The 22,492-nt window shown below is 43.4% G+C and carries 10 protein-coding genes; 6 read left to right on the forward strand and 4 right to left on the reverse strand.

Annotated elements, in window-relative coordinates:
- Positions 1-79: 79 nt before the first annotated feature.
- Positions 80-1,345: a lipid-A-disaccharide synthase-related protein gene (locus AC6RV6_RS00635; protein WP_500238072.1), complete on the reverse strand. Its 1,266-nt coding sequence runs from the start codon at positions 1,343-1,345 to the stop codon at positions 80-82.
- 293 nt (positions 1,346-1,638) lie between these two features.
- Here AC6RV6_RS00635 and sigZ point away from each other — a divergent pair, with 293 nt between their 5' ends.
- On the forward strand, positions 1,639-2,181 hold the full coding sequence (gene sigZ, locus AC6RV6_RS00640) for an RNA polymerase sigma factor SigZ (protein ID WP_500238073.1): 543 nt from the start codon (positions 1,639-1,641) through the stop codon (positions 2,179-2,181).
- 66 nt (positions 2,182-2,247) lie between these two features.
- The gene (locus AC6RV6_RS00645; protein ID WP_500238074.1) at positions 2,248-2,943 is read left to right on the forward strand and encodes a glutathione S-transferase family protein; all 696 of its coding nucleotides are present in this window, start codon (positions 2,248-2,250) and stop codon (positions 2,941-2,943) included.
- Here AC6RV6_RS00645 and AC6RV6_RS00650 read toward each other — a convergent pair.
- Complete coding sequence (locus AC6RV6_RS00650) at positions 2,940-3,077, reverse strand: hypothetical protein (RefSeq protein ID WP_500238075.1); 138 nt, start codon at positions 3,075-3,077, stop codon at positions 2,940-2,942. The genes AC6RV6_RS00645 and AC6RV6_RS00650 overlap by 4 nt on opposite strands.
- A gap of 369 nt (positions 3,078-3,446) precedes the next feature.
- Here AC6RV6_RS00650 and AC6RV6_RS00655 point away from each other — a divergent pair, with 369 nt between their 5' ends.
- The 4 genes from AC6RV6_RS00655 (at position 3,447) to AC6RV6_RS00670 (ending at position 20,601) form a co-directional block, all read left to right on the forward strand.
- Positions 3,447-3,659: a Nif11-like leader peptide family natural product precursor gene (locus AC6RV6_RS00655; protein ID WP_500238077.1), complete on the forward strand. Its 213-nt coding sequence runs from the start codon at positions 3,447-3,449 to the stop codon at positions 3,657-3,659.
- A 214-nt stretch (positions 3,660-3,873) separates the two neighbouring features.
- A complete protein-coding gene (locus AC6RV6_RS00660; protein ID WP_500238079.1) occupies positions 3,874-9,357 on the forward strand; it encodes a trifunctional serine/threonine-protein kinase/ATP-binding protein/sensor histidine kinase in 5,484 nt (1,827 codons plus the stop codon).
- A gap of 198 nt (positions 9,358-9,555) precedes the next feature.
- The gene (locus AC6RV6_RS00665) at positions 9,556-14,949 is read left to right on the forward strand and encodes a trifunctional serine/threonine-protein kinase/ATP-binding protein/sensor histidine kinase (RefSeq protein ID WP_500238081.1); all 5,394 of its coding nucleotides are present in this window, start codon (positions 9,556-9,558) and stop codon (positions 14,947-14,949) included.
- 198 nt (positions 14,950-15,147) lie between these two features.
- Positions 15,148-20,601 carry a trifunctional serine/threonine-protein kinase/ATP-binding protein/sensor histidine kinase gene (locus tag AC6RV6_RS00670; protein ID WP_500238085.1) on the forward strand — a complete coding sequence of 1,818 codons (5,454 nt, stop codon included), beginning with the start codon at positions 15,148-15,150 and terminating at the stop codon, positions 20,599-20,601.
- Positions 20,602-20,715: 114 nt separating this feature from the next.
- On the opposite strand, the gene pyrC is transcribed toward AC6RV6_RS00670, so the two are convergent.
- Together pyrC and AC6RV6_RS00680 are read right to left on the reverse strand one after the other, a co-directional pair.
- On the reverse strand, positions 20,716-21,744 hold the full coding sequence (gene pyrC / locus AC6RV6_RS00675) for a dihydroorotase (RefSeq protein WP_500238086.1): 1,029 nt from the start codon (positions 21,742-21,744) through the stop codon (positions 20,716-20,718).
- A gap of 76 nt (positions 21,745-21,820) precedes the next feature.
- The gene (locus tag AC6RV6_RS00680) at positions 21,821-22,435 is read right to left on the reverse strand and encodes a hypothetical protein (RefSeq protein ID WP_500238088.1); all 615 of its coding nucleotides are present in this window, start codon (positions 22,433-22,435) and stop codon (positions 21,821-21,823) included.
- Positions 22,436-22,492 lie beyond the last annotated feature (57 nt).

Here is a 22,492-nt window from a genome sequence, read left to right on the forward strand (position 1 = left end):
ATGGGATATGTTTAACACTCACTTTGGTTTTTGTCAATATCATTCTGTCGATTGTTAAATGCAACAATTGACGTAAAAATTATCGCGTATCCTGCATCCTTGCCAATAAACAGTCAGCAATTCTGGCAGCCGCACCGGGTTTTCCCATGCGTTTAACGCCGTTTTGAGCAATCAGTTGCAAGCGATCGGGTTTATCGAAAACCCCTTGAATGGTTTTAGTTGTTTCTTGGGGTTTGTCTACCAAGATTACCGAATTGCCGAGCAAGCGCGTTTGAGCTTCAGCAAAGCGATAGGTAAATTGAGGACCTTCTCCCGGAAAGGTAATCACGGGTTTGCCTAAACCGACAAACTGTTCCGTTGCGGTCCCGGCCATGGCGATCGCAAAATCTGCGGTCAGCAAACAAGCATTGTAAGCGTTTTGCGTCAAAACCAATTGTCCGCGATCGCGGGAGAAAACCAAGGCAGAGACATCGTTAATGGGGGCATCTTCGGGAAGGCGATTTTCTTCTTGCCATGTCGATAAGCCTTCTCGAAATCTGTCAATATCTAAAGCAGGGGCGATCGCTGCTAAAAATAGTAAGGAACGATCCTGAAATTCTTGCAGGAGATTGGCGACGGCCTGAAGAATCAATTGCCAATTATTATAGGCTTCTGGCCCTCGCGATCCCGGCAATAACAAGACTTTTAAAGGTCTGATCTTTTCTTTTTCTTCTGCGTCCTTTTCATAAAATATCGGTTCGGGAATCTCGGGTAAAATACCGTCCATCATGGGATTGCCCAGATCGAATGCAGGCAGGGAAAAGCGCTTGAGTACGCTGGTAGTGAGGCGATCGCGAGCAAAAATTACCTTGCAGCGACTTCGACCCATTAACCACCTCTCCCAAGGCAAATACACAGATCCCGACCAACCTTCTAAGCCTCGCGATCGCGACAGCCATCCCGACTCATCCCGCAAATAATATTCTGATTTGGCTGTACCGACAAAGGCATAATTTGCCCCACTCAACCAAGCAAAGAGTAAAGGGACAATATCTCCTACAGCCAGCACCGATCCACCTCGCTTGTGCCAACGACCCACGAGACGATATTGGGCGCAGGTCAGTCCCAATAAGCCGCCGCGTACATCTTTCCACACCTGTCGCCCATCCATGTAAATAAAACCGCCCGAGGGCATATTTTTCACCGGGCCGATAATGGGAATATCTGCCTTTGTATAAGCGTGTCCTTCGCCAACGAGAGGGAGGGCAGCAATTTCCGGTGCATTGGGGAGTTTCCGCAATTCTTCGAGAATGCGAACGGCTATACCATCTTCTCCATGACCGTTGCTCAAACAAAGTAACTTCATAGGGGCGGGTCGATCCTTGGGTTTATCTCGATATTGATTTTATTCTAAGGGTGAGAGGAAAAAATGTGCCGAAACGCGAATTCTTCTGGCCAGATGTCTGTTCTACCTTTTTTGCAAATCGACAAAAGTCTGGAAAAATGATGGCAGAAAGGCGCGATCGCATCTCTAGTCTTAGGTCAAGAGAGAGGGTGCGATCGCGAATTGGGTTCGCGATCCGTTGTTTTTGAGCATGAGCGACCTTTTTTTCTCCGTTGTTATACTAAAGATCGCCCATATTTAACACAACGTACACCGTGAAAATCGAACGAATTTGGTCAGAATATAGAAGCAATATCAAGTCTTTCTTGCACTCTAAGGTCTCCGATGCGACTGAGGTAGACGATCTGCTGCAAGAAGTGTTAATCAAGACATACGAAAAGCTCCATACAATCAAGAATGAAGCGAGTATTAAAGCGTGGCTATTCCAGATTGCAAATAATACGATCGTCGATTTTTACCGGCAGAAATCCAGAACCCAAGACCTTGATCCTAACAATCTTTGGTACTCCAAAGAGGATCGGAAAATCCATGAAGAATTGTCACAATGCGTAAAGCCGTTTATTCAAGCTCTGCCAGAGGACTCTGCACAACTCCTGACAGCTATTGAGCTAGAAGGTCAATCTCAAAAGGATTATGCCAATGCTCTTGGGGTGAACTACTCTACGCTAAAATCGCGAGTTCAGAAGGCTCGGATACAATTACGAAACCTGTTTGAAAAATGTTGCCACTTCACCTTGGATTGTTCGGGACATCTTGCGGAATATGAGCCAAAATCAGAAGATTGCCAGAATTGCTGAGTTTTTTCGTCTTTTTCGAAGGAACCTCGTCTTATAAGTAGACACACTAAAGATGAGGTTCGAAGCATGATGAAGGTCGTTAGCTTTAAAATTTGCCCTTTTGTTCAACGAGTAACCGCTTTGCTCGAAGCAAAGAATATGCCCTATGACATTGAATATATTAGTCTTAATGAAAAGCCGCAGTGGTTTTTGGACATATCGCCGAATGGTCAAGTTCCTGTATTGATCGCAAACACAGATGTTCCTTTATTTGAGTCAGATGCCATCGTTGAGTATCTTAATGAGATCCAACCACCTTTGGACGCGAATCGATCTGCGGAGGAACGCGCGATTAACCGTGCTTGGAGTTATCAGGCAACAAAGAACTATCTTGTGCAGTGCAGTGCCATGAGAAGTGCTGATGAGGCAACTTTAGTGGAACGGACAAAGAAGTTAAGTGCCGCTTTTGACAAGGTAGAGAAGGTATTGGGAGAGGGTCCTTTCTTTAATGGCGAATCTATTGGCAATGTAGATATTGCTTGGTTAACCCTTTTGCATCGAGCAGATATTATAAACCGCTATACTTGCTACGATTTTCTTGCCGGCTACCCGAAAGTCAAAGCGTGGCAATCTGCGTTGCTGAGTAGCGGTCTTGCTATGAGGTCTGTCGCGGAGGATTTTGAAGAGTCTTTCACTGGTTTTTACTTATCAGAGAACACTTATTTGGGAAGCAAAAAATGTGAAGATACAAAGGATACAATATGTAGTAGTGAATGTTGCTAATTAACCTGAGTTCGGGATAAGTTAACGCTAAACTCTAGAAGAATTTCTGACCCCGAACTGACGTTAAGATTAAATTCAGAGATGCGATCGCACCGATCGTCAAAACGAGGAAAGCGATCGCATGTTTCTCCCAACTTTTAATCGAATCTCAAGCCAGAAAAACAATTATTTTTTGTAAAAACGATTTCAGGGAAGCTATCCAAATTTTGTGCAGTTTGATTATTTGTATTGTTGGTTAATGTAGAACTATATCCCGATAAGGTAATTCCTAAAATAATGACAAGTTTGCTTAAGAATTTCATAGTCGATTGTTTCTGACACAAATAATTGATTTGAGATTGATTTTAACGACAGACTAACGCGTCTGCGGGATCGCAGATATCTACGGCAATCAGTGCAACTCTACGATTTTCCCTTGGCGAATCCCATCATTTTCTCACCCTTCGCAAGTTTGACCTCAAATTGGTATGGTAATGAAAAAGGCGCATTAGGAGTCCCCTATTATGTCCATGAATGAGGTTAAACGTTTATTTCAAGCCTCCCAAACTACCCCCGAACTCAAGGAGGAGATGAACAAAGCCCCCGATGAAGAAACTTTTGTGCATTGGGCAAATTTATTGGGCTATGACTTTACAGTAGAAGAATGGAAGCAAGCGACAGGATTTACCGTCGAGGAACAGATTAATCAGGATTTCCGGGATATTCCGGGAATTTAGCTAAATTCCGTCAAGTCTCACGCCATAATTTTTGATTGGGTGTGAGACAAAGACTCTGTTCCCATTCCGTAATATTATCGAAAATCTCAAAATAGACGATCCAGATTGGCTCTGAGAATTGCTCATCCAGTTTTCTTTTATTACAAAATGTTTCTTTATTCGATAACTTCACAAGTTTTTCACAATGATTTCTTATAGTTGAAGGATTTAACTCATGACAAAAGAGTTAGCCATGAATGGACTAGACTTGAAAATCTCCAATTATCAAGCGATTAAACTCATCCACGACAGCGATCGCACTCGCGTCTATCGCGGTTGGAACACTGATAATGGGCAGTCTGTTATCATCAAATTGATGGGGCGCGAATATCCTTCTTTTAATGAATACGTTCAGTTTCGCAACCAATATACCATTGGCAAAAACCTTGAAATTGAAGGGATTGTCAAAGCGATCGCCCTAGAACGCTATCAAAACCGTTACGCCCTCATTCTAGAAGACTTTGACGGCATCTCTTTAACCGATTACCGTCCGACGGCACTTTCCTTCTCTCTCGTTCAATTCCTCGCGATCGCTATTCAACTCGCTGAAATCCTCCATCAACTGCACCAAAATTGCATTATTCATAAAGATATTAAACCTGCAAATATACTGATTAATCGAGGGACGCAACAAATCAAGCTCATTGATTTCAGTATTTCTACGCGCTTGCCGAAAGAAACGCAAATTATTCAAACTCCTAATATCTTAGAAGGAACTCTTGCTTACTTATCCCCCGAGCAAACCGGACGCATGAATCGCGGTATTGACTATCGCAGCGACTTTTATAATCTCGGGGTCACCTTTTATGAATTACTAACAGGGGCATTACCTTTTGATAATGAAGACCCGTTAGAGTTAATTTATGCCCATATAGCTCGGAATCCCGAAGCAATTAGCAATTGGGTGTGTCTGGAAGGAAAATTGTGTCCTCAATCCCTCTCGGATATTGTCCTGAAACTGATGGCAAAAAATGCAGAAGAGCGCTATCAGAGTGCATTAGGACTCAAATATGACTTAGAAAAATGTCTCGCACAATATCAAGAAACCGAAAAAATCACACCCTTTGTGTTGGGAGAACGCGATATCTGCGATCGCTTTCTGATCCCCGAAAAACTCTACGGACGAGAGAAAGAAGTCGAAACATTGCTTTCTGCCTTTGAGAGAGTTGCTAATCCTCCTGAAGACCTGATTGAGAAAGGGAAGACGAAGGGAGCAGAAATGGTTTTAGTTGCTGGCTTTTCAGGAATTGGTAAAACGGCTGTGGTCAATGAAGTTCACAAACCCATTGTCCGACAACATGGCTATTTCATCAAAGGAAAATTCGACCAATTCAACCGCAATATTCCCTTCTTTGCTTTCGTGCAAGCCTTCCGCGATTTGATGGGTCAACTCCTTTCTGAAAGCAATAATAAACTACAACAATGGCGAGATAAAATCCTCCAAGCCTTGGGGGAAAATGCCCAAGTTATCATCGAAGTTATTCCCGAACTCGAACGCATTATCGGCCAACAAAGACCCATTCCCGAACTCTCTGGAAATGCGGCTCAAAACCGTTTCAACTTACTCTTTAATAAGTTTATTCAAGTCTTCACCACAAAAGACCATCCTTTGGTTATCTTTCTCGATGATTTGCAATGGGCAGATACAGCTTCTTTGCACTTATTAAAATTGCTAATGAAGGAAACTGAATCCTCATATTTATTGATTTTAGGAGCTTATCGAGACAATGAAGTAAATCCCGCTCATCCTTTAATGTTAACTCTTGATGAAATTAGCAAAAATGAAGCAATTGTCAATACAATAACCTTAGAACCCTTGAGTAAACTGGGTTTAAATCATCTGATTGCTGATACATTGAAATGTACGCTAGAGCTTGCAATTCCATTAACAGAATTGGTCTATCAAAAAACACAAGGAAATCCTTTCTTTGCGACCCAATTCCTCAAAGGATTGTACGAAGATGGAGAAATCACCTTTCATACCTCTCAATCTTCCCTAACTGAGACAGAAATTCAAGGAGGGTGGCAGTGTGATATTACAAGGATACGACAATTATCTTTAACCGATAATGTCGTGGATTTTATGGCTTCTCGGCTGCATAAATTACCTCAAAAAACGCAAGCAATATTAAAATTAGCTGCTTGTATTGGCAATATTTTTGACCTTTCCACATTAGCCATTGTTAGCGAAAAATCCCCAGAAGAAGTTGCTATACTATTATGGAAAGCACTACAAGAAGAACTTGTTTTACCGACCAACGAGACTTATAAGTTTTTCCAAGATAGTGAAAATAACCCACAAAATATATCTGAAGATATCTTAGTTAATTATAAATTTCTACACGATCGCGTTCAACAAGCAGCATATTCTCTGATTTCCGATGACCAAAAAAAAGCGACTCATTTAAAAATTGGCAAACAATTACTTAATCATACGTCCAGTGAAAATATTGAAGATAAAATTTTTGACATTGTTAACCAAATCAATCTCGGTTCGGAACTCATTACTCAAGTATCAGAAAAAGATCGGTTATCAAGATTAAATTTTATAGCCGGAAAAAAGGCAAAATCAGCAACAGCATATGCTGCTGCTTCTATATATACTGAGATTTCCCGGCGGTTGATTTCAGAAAATTCTTGGGAAAAGAATTATGAATTTACTTTATCCTTGTTTGAATTATCTGTAGAAATAGCTTATCTAATCGGTGATTTTATTACAGCAGAAACTTTTATAGAACTGATATTCACTCGCGCCAAAACGCTATTAGATACAATTAAAACCTGTGAAATCAATATCCAAGTTTTGATTGGTAAAAATGAACCCATGAAAGCCATTGAAATCGGCTTAGATTTTCTTTCTCGTTTAGGCATCAATCTTCCTGAAAATCCCAATGAGTTTGATATCGATCGCGCCTTATCAGAGTTAGATACCAAGCTATCTCGCCATCGTATTGAGTCATTAACAGCTTTACCTATCTCAACTGATAAAAATCAATTAGCATCAATGCGAATTCTTTCAGGAATCTTAAATGCAGCTTACTTGAGACTCCCCAATTTACTCCCGATTATTATTGCGAAACAGGTTAATTTATCTATTAGCTACGGAAATATGGATGTTTCTCCTTCTGCTTATGCAAACTATGGATTAATTCTTTGTAGTGTCGTTAACGATCTCAATTTGGGCTATGACTTTGGCAATTTAGCACTGAATCTATTACATCAAATCAATTCTCAAGAATTTTATGCTAAAACCATTGAAATCGTTTGTCTTTCTGTTAAACATTGGAAAGAACATATCAATTCAACATTAGAATTACTTTTAGAGGCATATAAAATTGGCTTAGAATCCGGTGACTTTGAATCAGCTTCTTTTGCTGCTTGTGATTATTGCGCTCATTCTTTGGTCTGTGGTGAAAATCTCATCGATCTAGAAAAGAAGATGTTTTATTATAGCACGGCGATCGATGAGTTACAACAAAAGGCGATGTTTAATGTTAATGAACTGCACCGACAAATTGTTTTAAATCTAATTACCAGAAATGATAATCCATCTATTCTTAAAGGGACGGCCTATAATGAAGAAACAATGTTACCTATTCATCAACAAGGCAATAACATTAGTTTTCTCGCCTTGTTTTATATTAATAAGCTCTTTCTTTCTTATTTGTTTGGCAATAGTCTTCAAGCTCTAAAAAATTCTCGCCAAGCAGAATCTTATTTAGAAGCAATCCCCGGGCAAGTCTTCGTACCGCTATTCTATCTATATGATGCCTTGTTATGGCTTTCTCTTTATTCTACTCTAGAGGAAAAAGAAAAAGAAACAGCGATCGAGCGAATCTCATCTCATCAAACTCGAATGGAACAATGGGCCGATCTTGCTCCGATGAACTATGCTCATAAACTTCAGTTGATTGCCGCCGAGAAATGTCGAATTTTGGATCGAAAATTAGAAGCAATGGAACTTTACGATCGCGCTATTGCTGGTGCTAAAGAAAATGGTTATATTCAAGAAGAGGCTTTAGCTAACGAACTCGCCGCTAAATTTTACCTCGAATGGAGCAAAGAGAAAATTGCTCATCTTTATCTCATTGATGCCTATTATTGTTATGTTCAATGGGGTGCAAAAGCCAAAGTTAAAGACCTCGAAAAATGTTATCCGCAAATTCTTTCTTCTCTCCAAGATCGCAAAACTCGTCCTGTTCCGACCAAGGCGACCGTTGCTAAAATCACCACAGATTCTTATAATACCCAGACCGCCAACCTTTCACTGTTAATGGACTTCTCTTCAGTTCTGAAAGCCTCGCAAATTCTTTCGGGAGAAATCAAGTTCGATCGCTTGCTTTCAACTTTAATGAAAGTAATTCTCGAAAATGCAGGAGCAACGAAAGGTGCATTATTGCTTCCCTCGGAAAAAGATTTAACAATTGCTATCTTTGCGACTTATGATGATAGCGATCGGACAATAAATCTTGAAGCATTCAGTCAATCGCAACCTCTAGAAGCAAGTGAAGATCTTCCCATCAAACTGATCCGCTACGTTCGACATACTACCGAAATTCTTCTTCTTGATGCCAAAGCCGTACAAACTCAATTTGCTGCTGATGCTTATTTAAGACATTGTTCTCCGCAAAGTCTTCTGTGTATGCCTCTCCTCATTCATCTCAATTCTTCTCCAGAACACGAGAATAAACTGATAGGTATTCTCTACTTAGAAAATAATCTAACTTCAGAGGCCTTCACTCAAGAGCGAATTACTGTTCTCAAGATTCTTTGTACCCAAGCGGCAATTTCTCTTGAAAATGCTCGTCTTTATCAAGAAGCACAGCAAACTCAACTGCAATTAATCCAAAATGAAAAAATGGCAACATTGGGCAATCTTGTGGCTGGAGTTGCCCACGAAATTAATAATCCTCTTGGTTTCATTGGTGGTAGTATCAATATTATCCAAGATTATCTTGCCGATTTCTTTACCATTATTGAAGGTTATCGAGAAGAAGTCCCGAACCCCGGCCCTCAACTGGCAGAGACTATTGAGAAACTCGATCTTGATTTTCTCCTCGAAAATTTCCCTTCAACTATTGCATTGATGCAGTCGGGATGCGATCGCATTGCCAACATCAGTACATCTTTGCGAACCTTTTCACGCACGGATACTGACCGGAAAACCCGGTTTAATTTGTACGAAGGTATCGATAGCACCTTGTTAATTTTAAAATATCGCCTCAAAGCCAATCAAAAACGACCCAGCATTGAAATTATAAAAAATTACGGAGATATTCCGGAAGTGAAATGCTATGCGGGACAGATTAACCAAGTATTTATGAATATATTGAGTAATGCGATCGATGCGCTTGAGGAGTCAAGTTATGGCAAAACTTACGAGGAACTTGAGGAAAATCCCAATATTATTACCATTGACACCTCAATGATTGACAATCGAGTTAAAATTCAGATTAAAGATAATGGTTGTGGCATGAAACCCGAAACAAGAGAGCGAATCTTCGAGCAAGGATTTACGACGAAAGAAGTCGGAAAAGGAACGGGTTTGGGCATGGCGATCGCACATCAAATTGTCGCAGAAAAACATGACGGCACGATAACTTGTATCTCAGAATTAGACAAGGGAACAGAGTTTGTTATTTCTCTTCCTTTGGGTTAAGACTCAAAGCGCGATCGCGGAAATTATTGCAGCGAGAATCACTCTCATTGAACCGGTTTGTCATTGGGGTCGATTTCGGATGCGGCTCTTTTTATTACAGAATGTTTCTTTTCTCAACCCTTCACAAGTTTTTCACAATTATTCTCTAAGTTTGAAGGTATTCATAAAACCCTTATATTAAAAAAGAGAGAGCTTGTGATGAACGGATTAGAGCTTAAAATTGCCAAATATCAAGCCATTGAACTCGTCCACGAAAGCGATCGCACCCTCGTTTATCGCGGACAGCACAATGATGACGAAAAACCAGTAGTCATCAAACTGATGCGGAATGAATATCCTTCCTTTAATGAATTAGTTCAATTTCGCAACCAATACGCAATAATGCTCCGCATCGCTGACGCGAATGCCAAAAATATTGCCATTGAAGGCATTGTTAAGCCCTATGCTCTAGAACGCTATAATAACCGTTATGCCCTGATTATGGAAGATATGGGCGGTATTTCTTTAGAGGACGCGCTCGCCCATCATCTCTTATCAATAACTATTCCTCAATTTCTCGACATTGCCATTCAACTTTCTAAAATTCTCCAGCAACTCCACCAAAATCGCATTATTCATAAAGATATTAAACCCGCGAATATACTGATTCATTTGGAAACTCAGCGAGTCCAACTTATTGACTTCAGTATTTCTTCTTTATTACCGAAAGAAAATCAAGCCATTCAAACCCCCAATGTATTAGAAGGAACCCTCGCTTATCTCTCCCCCGAACAAACCGGACGCATGAATCGCGGCATTGATTATCGCAGCGACTTTTATAATCTTGGCGTGACTTTTTATCAACTCTTGAGCGGGAAACTGCCTTTTGAAAGTGACGATCCGCTCGAATTGGTTCACTGTCATATTGCGAAAATCCCTCCGGTAATCGATCGCTCGCTATCAATCCCGAAACCGATTGCTAATATTGTAACGAAATTGATGGAGAAAAATGCAGAAGACCGCTATCAAAGTGCTTTGGGATTGCAATACGACCTTGAAAAATGTCAAAATCAATGGCAAGAAAACGGAAAAATTCAGATGTTTGCATTAGGAGAGCGGGATATTTGCGATCGCTTCCTCATTCCCGAAAAACTCTACGGACGAGAAACGGAAGTTCAAAGCCTCCTCGCTGCTTTTGACCGCGTGGGCAAGGGTCAAACAGAAATGTTATTGGTGGCGGGTTTTTCCGGTATTGGCAAAACCGCCGTTATCAATGAAGTTCACAAGCCCATTGTTCGTCAGCGCGGTTCTTTCATCAAAGGCAAATTCGACCAGTTTCAGCGCAATATTCCTTTCTCTGCTTTCGTGCAGGCCTTCCGGGATTTAATGGGGCAATTGTTAGGAGAAAGCGATATTCAAGTGCAACGATGGAAAAATAAAATTCTCAAGGCCTTGGAGGAAAACGCCCGAGTTATTATTGATGTCATTCCCGAATTAGAGCGAATTATCGGCAAGCAGCCCCCCGTTGCAGAGTTGTCCGGAAGTGCGTCCCAAAATCGCTTTAACCGCTTGTTTGAGAAGTTTATTCAAGTCTTTACCACCCCCGAGCATCCTTTAACGATCTTTATTGATGACTTGCAATGGGCAGATTCGGCATCTTTGCAGTTGATGCAATTACTGATGGGAAATTTGGAAACAGGTTATCTACTCTTGTTGGGGGCTTATCGCGATAACGAGGTCTTCCCCACTCATCCCTTAATGCTTGCTCTCGATGACATCGGCAAATCCGGGGCAAGCCTCGAGACGATAACTCTCGCACCTTTAAGTCAAGCCGATCTCAATTGCTTGGTGGCTGATAGTCTCAGTTGCGATCGCCAACTTTCATCCCCTTTAACGGATTTGGTGTACGCAAAGACCAAGGGAAATCCATTTTTTTCTACTCAGTTTCTCAAAGGATTGCACGAGGATGGCTGGATTGCCTTTAATGGGGATTTGGGTTACTGGCAAGGCAATATGACCAAGATACGGGAATTAACCCTCTCTGATGATGTTGTAGAGTTTATGGCAACCCGGCTGTACAAACTCCCCGAAAGGACTCGGGAGATGTTAAAACTGGCGGCTTGTATTGGCAATCAGTTCGAGTTAGGAACTTTGGCTATGGCCTGCGATCGCTCCTTGGAGGACGTGGCCGTAGCGCTGTGGTCGGCACTACAAGAGGGTTTGGTGTTACCGGTCAGCGATACTTATAAGTTTTTCCAAGAAATGAATGCCGATGAGGAAGAACAGCCCCATCATGTTTCAGTCAGCTACAAGTTTTTACACGATCGCGTTCAACAAGCGGCCTATTCTTTGATTCCCGAACAGCAAAAACAAACGACTCATTATCGTATCGGCAAACGCCTCCTCGCACAATTATCCCCCGCAGAACGAGACGAGAAAATTTTTGATATTGTCAATCAAATCAATATCGGACGCAGTGCGATCGCCGACGAACAGGAGAAACAACAACTCCTCGAACTTAATCTTAATGCGGGTCAAAAAGCAAAAGTCTCTACGGCTTATGATGCAGCAAAAATCTACTTTCAGATCGGTATTGATTTATTGCCAAACAATGCTTGGACAACGGCTAGCGATCGCGCCTTTCAACTTCATTTCGTTCTCGCAGAAGTCCAGTTAATGAGTGTTGATTTTCCATCGTTGGAGCAAACGATCGCAACTTTACTCGAGTTTGCCCATTCATCTCTCGATCGCGCGCGTATTTACGTTCTCAAGGTCAATCAATATTCCTTGCAAGGTGCTTATGCCAATGCGATTCAAAGCGGTTTAGCGGGATTGCAAGCATTGGGAATTACGGTCAATGAGGATAATGTCAAACAATTGGTGCGAGAAGATGCGAGAGTCATTGCAGAAAAGCTCAACAATCGCCCTCTTGATGTTTTGCTGGATTTACCCGAGGCGACTCACCCTGAAGCAAAAGTCGCGATCGAATTGTTGATGAAACTACTATCAGCAGCTTATATCAGTTCCAATCGCGATCTCTATGGGTTTGCCGTAGTCAGAAGCGTGCGTTTGTCAATGGAGTACGGGAATATCCCTAAGTCGATTATGACTTATGCCAGCTATGGCGAATGGTTAGCCTTGTTACAACACCAACATCAACGAGGCATGCAATTTGCCGATCTGGCCTTGCAACTGAGTTATAAACTGGAAAACAAGTCCGAGCGATCGAGTGCCTGTTTCTTGCTGGGAGGCTGCGTTTATGTGAAAGCCAAACCCATCCAAGGAGCCGCAGAACTGAATTACGAAGGATTCTTGGCGGGGATGGATTCCGGGGAGCTACAATATGCCGGTTATAACTTATTTGCCAATATTTACAATCGCCTCTTTCAAGGGGAAAACTTGGCGACGATCGCGACAGACCTCGATAAATTTTGGGCGATCGCAGCCAAAATTCACAACGATCTCGCCTTGAGTGTTATTGAGGCTTGTCGCTTCTTTATCAATCGACTGTCTCACACAGCCAAGAATCGAGATGCGGCTGACACCTTGGCCCGAGAACAGGCTTGGCTCGAACGCCATCAAGCCGCACACTCTTATTTACCCCTCGGCATTTATCACATTCTCCAGATGCACGTGGCTTGCTTGCAACAAGATTTCGAGAAAGGTGTTGACTTTGGCAGGGAAGCCCGTCAATTTCTCTTGGCTTGCGAGTCTTGCACGATTGCTACAGGCTATTACTATTATGGTTCTCTCAATGGCTTGGGATGCTATGGCAATTTGTCCGAGGACGATCGCCAAAATGCTCTCGAAGAGATTAAAACCAATCAAGCATACCTCAAAACTTTAGCCGAGAGTTGCCCGGAAAACTTTCTCCATAAGTATTTACTCGTCGAAGCCGAGGGAGCGCGAGTGGCAGGGAAACGACTGGAAGCGATCGAATTGTACGATCGCGCGATCGCAGAAGCCAAAGCCAATCAATACATCCAAGAAGAAGCCCTTGCTAACGAGCTTGCCGCTCAATTCTATCTAGAGTGGGGCAAAGAGCAATTTGCCGAGATCTATCTACAGCAAGCCTATTATAATTATGCCCATTGGGGAGCCAAAGCCAAAACCCAAGACTTAGAAAAACGCTATCCCACTCTTCTTACTTCGATTCTCGAACGGCAAAAACCCAATCCCAGTGCAACCATCACCAGATTGAGTGTAGGAACAGTCTCCAAAACCACCACAGAAACGGGAGCAATGTTAGATTTAGCCACACTCCTGAAAGCCTCTCGCACCCTTTCTGAGGAAATCGAATTAGAAGGCGCGATCGCCAATTTAATGCAGGTCGTCCAAGAAAATGCCGGTGCTGAAACGGTCGCTTTAATGCTCTTTCAAGAACAAGTTCTCATGCTAACCGCTAAAGTGACTGGGAAAGAGGCGATCGCGATCGCTCCCATTCCCATTGAAACCAGCAATAGCGTTCCCGCAAGCATTATCAATCAAGTTAAACGTTGTCGAAAACCGTTGGTATTAGAAAATGCCAGCCAAGAAGCAGTTTACGCAGGAGATGCTTACATCCAACAATATCAACCCCAATCTATTTTATGTCTTCCTTTGCTCGAACGCGGTCAACTCACTGGCATTCTCTATCTCGAAAATAATCGCATTGTCGGGGCATTTACCCACGATCGCATTGAAGTTCTCAATTTACTCTGTTCCCAAGCCGCCATTTCCCTCGAAAACGCTCGCTTATACCAACAAGCTCAACAAGCATTAACCAATCTCCAACAAGCACAATTGCAACTCGTCCAAAAGGAAAAAATGGCAACTTTGGGCAATCTCGTCGCAGGAGTTGCCCACGAAATCAATAATCCCCTCGGCTTCATTAGCGGGAATGTAACCATCTTGCAAGAGAATCTTGCCGATTTATCTCTGATTATCGAGGGTTATCGGGAAGAACTCCCCCACCCCAGTCCCCAACTCACAGAAGATATCGAAGAACTCGAACTCGATTTTCTCCTCGAAGATTTACCCAAAACCATTGCATCCATGCAAGAAGGGGTCAAGCGTATCGGCAATATCAGTACATCTCTGCGAACCTTTTCTCGTGCCGATACCGATATGAAAACCGCATTTAATCTTCACGATGGCCTCAATAGTACCCTGTTAATTCTTAAATATCGTCTCAAAGCGAACGAACATCGCCCGGCTATTGAGATTATAAAAGAATATGGGGATATCCCCGCCATCAAATGCTATCCCGGACAGCTCAATCAAGTGTTTATGAATATTTTGGCCAATGCGATCGATGCTTTAGAGGAAAGCAGTTCAGGTAAAACATATACTGAGATTGAAGACACTCCCAATTGCATTACGATCGCTACAGAATTGAGCCAAGATGGTAAGAATGTCATTGTCCGAATTGCCGATAATGGCATGGGAATTAGTGAAGCCGTGAAAGAACGCATATTCGAGCAAGGCTTTACCACCAAAGAAGTCGGAAAAGGAACAGGTTTGGGCATGGCGATCGCTTATCAAATTGTCGCAGAAAAACATGACGGCACGATAACTTGTATCTCAGAATCAAGTCAAGGAACAAAATTTATAATCTCTCTTCCTTTGGGTTAAAATTCAAAGCGCGATCGCGGAAATTATTGCGGCGAGAATCGCTCTCATTGGACCGGTTTGTCATTGGGGTCGATTTCGGATGCGGCTCTTTTTATTACAGAATGTTTCTTTTCTCAACCCTTCACAAGTTTTTCACAATTATTCTCTAAGTTTGAAGGTATTCATAAAACCCTTATATTAAAAAAGAGAGAGCTTGTGATGAACGGATTAGAGCTTAAAATTGCCAAATATCAAGCCATTGAACTCGTCCACGAAAGCGATCGCACCCTCGTTTATCGCGGACAGCACAATGATGACGAAAAACCAGTAGTCATCAAACTGATGCGGAATGAATATCCTTCCTTTAATGAATTAGTTCAATTTCGCAACCAATACGCAATAATGCTCCGCATCGCTGACGCGAATGCCAAAAATATTGCCATTGAAGGCATTGTTAAGCCCTATGCTCTAGAACGCTATAATAACCGTTATGCCCTGATTATGGAAGATATGGGCGGTATTTCTTTAGAGGACGCGCTCGCCCATCATCTCTTATCAATAACTATTCCTCAATTTCTCGACATTGCCATTCAACTTTCTAAAATTCTCCAGCAACTCCACCAAAATCGCATTATTCATAAAGATATTAAACCCGCGAATATACTGATTCATTTGGAAACTCAGCGAGTCCAACTTATTGACTTCAGTATTTCTTCTTTATTACCGAAAGAAAATCAAGCCATTCAAACCCCCAATGTATTAGAAGGAACCCTCGCTTATCTCTCCCCCGAACAAACCGGACGCATGAATCGCGGCATTGACTATCGCAGCGACTTTTATAATCTCGGTGTCACCTTTTATCAACTTTTGAGTGGCAAACTTCCGTTTGAAAATAAAGATCCCTTAGAATTGGTTCACTGTCATATTGCAAAAATCCCCCCTTCAATCGATCGCTCGTTATCAATACCCGAACCAATTGCCAACATTGTGATGAAGTTGATGGAGAAAAATGCCGAAGATCGCTATCAGAGTGCTTTGGGATTGAAATACGACCTTGAAAAATGTCAAAACCAATGGCAAGAAAATGGGAAAATTCAGATGTTTGCATTGGGAGAGCGCGATCGCTGCGATCGCTTTCTCATTCCGGAAAAACTCTACGGACGGGAAAAAGAAGTGCAAGCATTACTGGACGCTTTTGAACGGGTTGCATCCCCGTCATCCTCCCCAGCTTCTGTAGGAACGTTGCAGGCAACATCCCTACACCCCCGAGCAGAAATGATGCTCGTCGCGGGCTTTTCTGGGATTGGGAAAACTGCGGTGATTAACGAAGTTCATAAACCGATTGTGCGACAGCGCGGCTATTTTATCAAAGGTAAATTCGACCAGTTTCAGCGCAATATCCCCTTCTCTGCTTTCGTGCAAGCCTTCCGGGATTTAATGGGACAGCTTTTAGGAGAAAGCGACGCGCAAGTATTGGGGTGGAAAAGCAAAATTCTCCAAGCCTTGGGGGAAAACGGACAAGTTATTATTGATGTCATTCCCGAGTTAGAACGAATTATCGGCCAGCAGCCTTCAGTCCCCGATCTTTCCGGAAATGCGGCTCAGAATCGCTTTAACCGCTTGTTTGCAAAATTCATTCAAGTTTTTACCACTCCCGACCATCCCTTAGTGATTTTCATTGACGATCTACAGTGGGCAGATTTGGCCTCGCTGAAGTTAATGCAATTATTGATAGAGGATGCAGGGATGAGTTATCTACTCTTGTTGGGCGCTTATCGAGATAACGAAGTCTTTCCGACTCATCCCTTGATGCTGACCCTCGAGGAAATGAACAAATCGCAAGCCGCGATCGCAACGATAACCCTTGCACCTTTAAGTCAAAGCGATCTCAATCATTTGGTCGCCGATACCCTCAGTTGCGATCGCGCCATCGCCTTGCCTTTAACGGAAGCAATTTATGCCAAGACCCGAGGCAATCCTTTCTTTAGCACTCAGTTTCTCAAAGGATTGTACGAGGAGGGTTGCATTGCCTTTAGTGGGGATTTGGAGTATTGGCAGTGCGATATGACACGAGTGCGAGAGTTGGCGATTTCTGAGGATGTGGTGGAGTTTATGACCGCCCGATTGCACAAGCTCCCAGAAGCCACGCAGGAGATCTTAAAATTAGCCAGTTGTATCGGCAATTCCTTCGATCTTGCCACGGTAGCGATCGCCCGAGAACAACCTTTGCTAGAGGTTGCAACAGCCCTCTGGCCGGCACTGCAAGAAGGATTGGTATTGCCCGTTAACGACACTTATAAATTTTTCCAAGAAACCGATATCGAGGAGCGAGAACAGTTTGATAATATCTCCATCAGCTACAAATTTTTACACGATCGCGTCCAACAAGCCGCCTACACCTTAATTCCCGACGGCCAAAAAGAAATCAGCCATTACCGCATCGGACGACTGCTGCTGCAAAAGATGCCCCCAGAAGCCAGAGAAGAACGAATTTTTGAACTCGTGGGTCAATTAAACTATGGCACGGCAGCGATCGCCGATCGCGCTCAACGGGACGAACTCGCCCAACTCAACCTCATCGCCGGTCGCCGAGCCAGAAATTCGATCGCCTATCAAGCCGGTCGCGAATATGTCCGCATCGCCTTATCTTTGCTCGGGGAAGAGGCTTGGCAAAGGCAATATGACCTGACCCTCGCCTTCCATAACTTAGGGGCAGAATTAGCCTCCCTCTGCGGTGACTTCGCGGCAATGGAAAGTTTCGTCGAGACCGTTATCGCGCGATCGCAATCTTTACTGGAATGCGTTGATGTTTATCGCATTAAAATCCTCTCTCAAGTCTCCCTGAATCAGCCCGCTGAAGCGATCGCCATCGCCCGAGAATTCTTACAGCAATTGGGAGTAACTTTTCCCGAAACCCCTACAGAGCAAGATATTCAGCACGCTATTGCCGAAATCGACCAGTTAATCGGAGACCGGGAAATTACCGATTTTGCACGCCTACCGCGAATGACGGATCCCGAAAAAATCGCCATTGCGCGAATTGCAAACAGCATTACTCCCGCCGCTTATCTCTCTGGGTCTCCCTTGTTTCCTTTATTGATTACTCTCACCGTTAAGCTCTCCCTGCAATATGGCAATACGTCCGTTTCGACCACAGCTTATGCCGCCTATGGCATTATTACTTGCAATCTCTTAAAAGCTATTGATATGGGGGTGAAGTGGGGTCAATTGGCGCTCCAAGTTGTCTCGCATCTCGATGCCAGATCGTTCCAACCCGAGGTGTCAATGGTGGTCGGGTCCTTTATTTTACATCGCCAATCTCACCTCAAAAAAACATTACCACTCCTGAAAGAAGGGTATATGACGGCTCTAGAAATCGGTATCTTGGAATACGTCGGCTATAACGCTTATAATTTTTGCATTCATTCTTTTTGGTCCGGTCGTTCTCTCGTTTCAGTAGAGCCAGAAGTTCGCGCTTATTGCCAGAAGCTCAGGCAATCGAATCAAGTCACGACGGGCAATTACTGTCGGATCGTGTGGCAAGCAAGTTTAAATTTACTGGGGGTTGCCAAGAATCCTCACATTTTATCTGGGGAAGCACTTCACGAGAGCGAATTTATACCTAAACTGCTCTCTGCTCATGACTTTTGTGGGTTATTTCTCTTCTACTTATATCAGTTGATGCTTGCTTACCTGTTTGGGGACATGGAAGCGGCGCGAGAGTGTGCCACGGAAGCCGAGGGCTATTTGATGTCAACGATCGGGCTGATTGTCGAGCCTGCATTTTATTTCTATGATTCCTTAATTGCCTTAGCACCGTTGAATTCGCGATCGCAGGAGTCTCCCGAGGGATCGCAAGCATGGGAGAGAGTGGAACGCAATCAAACGCAATTGCAACAACATTGGGCAAACCACGCTCCCATGAATCACCAGCATAAAGTAGATTTGGTGGAAGCGGAAAAATGCCGGGTCTCGGGCCAGAATTATAAAGCTGGAGATTGGTACGATCGCGCGATCGCGGGAGCAAAAGCCAACGAATACTTACAAGAAGAAGCCTTAGCCAACGAACTCGCCGGAAAATTCTACCTCGACTGGGGTAAAGAAAAAATCGCGAGCGGTTATATGCAAGAAGCCTACTACGGCTATGCTTGTTGGGGAGCCAAAGCCAAACTCGAAGACTTAGAACAACGCTATCCTTCCCTCCTCAAATCCATTCTCGACTCGCAGAAACTCGAGTTCGCATCGAGTGCAACCTTCGCGAATTTGAGTGCGGAAACGATTTCCAAAACGACGACCAACACCGGAGAAATGTTGGATTTGGCCGCCTTGATGAAAGCCTCTCGCACCCTTTCGCAGGAAATCGAATTAGAGGGCGCGATCGCCAATTTAATGCAGGTCATCCGAGAAAATGCCGGAGCCGAAACCGTTGCCCTGATGCTCTTTCGCGGGGACACTTTAATGCTAGAGGCTAAAATTACGCCCAACGAAGCAGGCAAGATCGCAGCCATTCCCGCCGCAGAAAGTAATACCCTGCCCCATTCTATTATCAATACCGTCAAGCGATCGGCAAAAGCGGCGATCCTTGACGATGCCCGCAATACCTCCGCCTATGCTGGCGATCCCTACATTCAACATTATCAGCCCCAATCCATTTTATGCGTTCCCTTGAGCGTTCGCGGCCGGCTTATCGGTATTCTCTATCTCGAAAATAATCAATGCACAGGGGTATTTACTGGCGATCGCGTGGAAATTCTCAATTTACTCTGTTCTCAAGCCGCCATTTCCCTCGAAAATGCTCGCTTGTATCGACGGGCGCAACAAACCTTGACAGACCTGCAACAAGCACAATTGCAACTCGTCCAAAATGAAAAAATGGCCACCTTGGGCAATCTCGTCGCAGGAGTCGCCCACGAAATTAATAATCCCCTCGGCTTCATTGGCGGGAATGTCAAAATTGTACAAGATTACCTTGCCGATCTGTTTGCGATTATCGCAGGTTATCGGGCAGAACTCCCCAACCCCAGTCCCCAACTCACAGAAGATATCGAAGAACTCGAACTCGATTTTCTCCTCGAAGATTTACCCAAAACCATTGCATCCATGCAAGAAGGGGTCAAGCGTATCGGCAATATCAGTACATCTCTGCGAACCTTTTCTCGTGCCGATACCGATATGAAAACCGCATTTAATCTTCACGATGGCCTCAATAGTACCCTGTTAATTCTTAAATATCGTCTCAAAGCGAACGAACATCGCCCGGCTATTGAGATTATTAAAGAATATGGGGATATCCCTGTCATCAAATGCTATCCCGGACAGATCAATCAAGTGTTTATGAATATTTTGGCCAATGCGATCGATGCTTTTGAAGAGTCCAATCGCGGCAAAACTTACGAGGAAATCGAGCAAAATCTGAATGTTATTGCGATTCACACTTCAATCATTGCCGATCGAGTCAAAATTCAGATTAAAGATAATGGTTGTGGCATGAAACCCGAAACGAGAGCGCGAATCTTCGAGCAAGGTTTCACCACGAAAGGAGTAGGAAAAGGAACGGGTTTGGGGATGGCGATCGCTTATCAAATTGTCACAGAAAAACACGGAGGCGCGATCGCTTGTCAATCGCAACTCGGGCAAGGGACGGAATTTATTATTTCTCTGCCCGCGAGTTAAGCGCGATCGCCATCGCTTCTACCGCGCTCACTTCCTTGATATAGGGACGTTCTCTCCCGACAAATCAAAGATTCTGTCGGGAGCTTCACAAGATTGGGGCGAAAATCTACCACGTTAAACCATTTGCCATGTCATCTCCTGACCTGCCCGTAAAGGCACTAGCCCAGATTCAGTAAATGCGACTTCATCGGGAATTCGCCAAGTGGTTTTGGTCAAGGTAATCTGTTCGGTATTGCGCGGGAGTTGATAAAAATCCGGTCCGTAGAAACTGGCAAACGCTTCCAACTTATCCAAGGCATTGACACTCTCAAAGGCTTCTACATATAATTCCATCGCGTGCAGGGCGGAAAAGCAACCGGCGCAGCCACAGGCACTTTCTTTACGGGTACGGGTATGGGGGGCGCTATCGGTGCCGAGAAAAAACTTAGGATTGCCCGATGTTGCAGCTTGCAGTAGGGCTTGGCGATGGGTTTCCCGTTTCAAAATGGGCAAGCAATAAAAATGGGGGTTAATTCCTCCTTTGAAGATGCGATTGCGGTTAAATAATAGGTGTTGTGGGGTAATGGTTGCCCCGATATTGTTTGCCTCTAGGACAAATTCCACTGCATCTGAAGTGGTAATATGTTCCAGCACCACGCGCAGTTGGGGAAATCGCTGTTTGAGGGGAATCAAATGTCGTTCGATAAACACCTTTTCGCGATCGAACACATCAACATCTTTATCTGTCACTTCTCCATGTAGCAATAAGGGCAAGTTTATCTGCTGCATGGCCTCAAAAACTCGATCGCACTTGCGAATATCCGTTACCCCGAATTCTGAATTCGTTGTTGCACCGGATGGGTAATATTTGACGGCTTTGACAAACCCGGAGGCTTTGGCGGCGATAATCTCTTCCGGGCTGGTATTGTCCGTGAGGTACAGTGTCATCAATGGCTCAAACTGTTTCCCCACCGGAATTGCAGCAAGAATGCGATCGCGATAAGCCGCCGCATCAGCGAGCGATCGGACTGGCGGTTTCAAATTGGGCATCACGATCGCGCGGGCAAACTGGCGCACCGTATGGGGCAAAACTGCTTTTAGTGCTGCGCCGTCTCGGAGATGGAGATGCCAATCGTCAGGTCGGGTCAGGGTAAGCTGTTCCATGATTCAATTATAGAATGCTGTGGGACATGGAGAGCTATCGAATTTTGGCGTTGAACCCGGGCGATCGCTCTCCAAATTATGTGTCAGGAACATCTGCTTCTCTTTTGCTTGACAATAGAAAACTTATCGTTCCGAAAATTTTATCTAAATCGGTAATCGTAATTCTCAACTTGCTTTTTGTAAATTCATCAGCTACTAATTTTCCAAATTGCCATAATTTTCCATCTGTTACGATCCCATATACGGGAAGTTCCTCGGCTTCATTTAATTTTTGCACGGCAACCAACTCAGCGAGACATTGCCCCCATCCCTCGCTAAAATCATTCTTTTTTGCCTCAACAATAATAACGATGGGCAAACCCAAAACAGTTTTACCTAATTCCGATTTTGTTGAGAACAAGTAATCGGGTGTTCCATTTAGTTTTGCATCATAGGTTATAGATTTGTGGCTCCAAAGCGTATATTCATCACTAAAACTTTTATAGACTTCTCTTAAAATTGGGTAAATAATATTTTCACATCTTGAGTATTCAGATGTGTATATATCCATATTCTGTTCGCTGAATTCAAATTCCTTAACAAAAAAATCGGAAGGTTTTAGATCGGTAATTTCAATAAAGTTTGCTTCCAAATATTTAATCTTATACTCTTCTTGAACTCGAGCAATAGTTTTATAATCACTAAAAGCCATTAATAACTCCTATCTCTCAACGTGAAACTCTCGATTTAATTGCATTATATCCTAATT

It is taken from the genome of Spirulina sp. LEGE 11439 (assembly GCF_059821285.1).

Coding starts and splice junctions, on each gene's coding strand:
- AC6RV6_RS00655 (WP_500238077.1), top strand. CDS start 3,447: ATGTCCATGAATGAGGTTAAACGTTTATTTCAAGCCTCCCAAACTACC.
- AC6RV6_RS00665 (WP_500238081.1), top strand. CDS start 9,556: ATGAACGGATTAGAGCTTAAAATTGCCAAATATCAAGCCATTGAACTC.
- AC6RV6_RS00670 (WP_500238085.1), top strand. CDS start 15,148: ATGAACGGATTAGAGCTTAAAATTGCCAAATATCAAGCCATTGAACTC.
- pyrC (WP_500238086.1), bottom strand. CDS start 21,744: ATGGAACAGCTTACCCTGACCCGACCTGACGATTGGCATCTCCATCTC.
- AC6RV6_RS00645 (WP_500238074.1), top strand. CDS start 2,248: ATGATGAAGGTCGTTAGCTTTAAAATTTGCCCTTTTGTTCAACGAGTA.
- AC6RV6_RS00635 (WP_500238072.1), bottom strand. CDS start 1,345: ATGAAGTTACTTTGTTTGAGCAACGGTCATGGAGAAGATGGTATAGCC.
- AC6RV6_RS00680 (WP_500238088.1), bottom strand. CDS start 22,435: ATGGCTTTTAGTGATTATAAAACTATTGCTCGAGTTCAAGAAGAGTAT.
- AC6RV6_RS00660 (WP_500238079.1), top strand. CDS start 3,874: ATGACAAAAGAGTTAGCCATGAATGGACTAGACTTGAAAATCTCCAAT.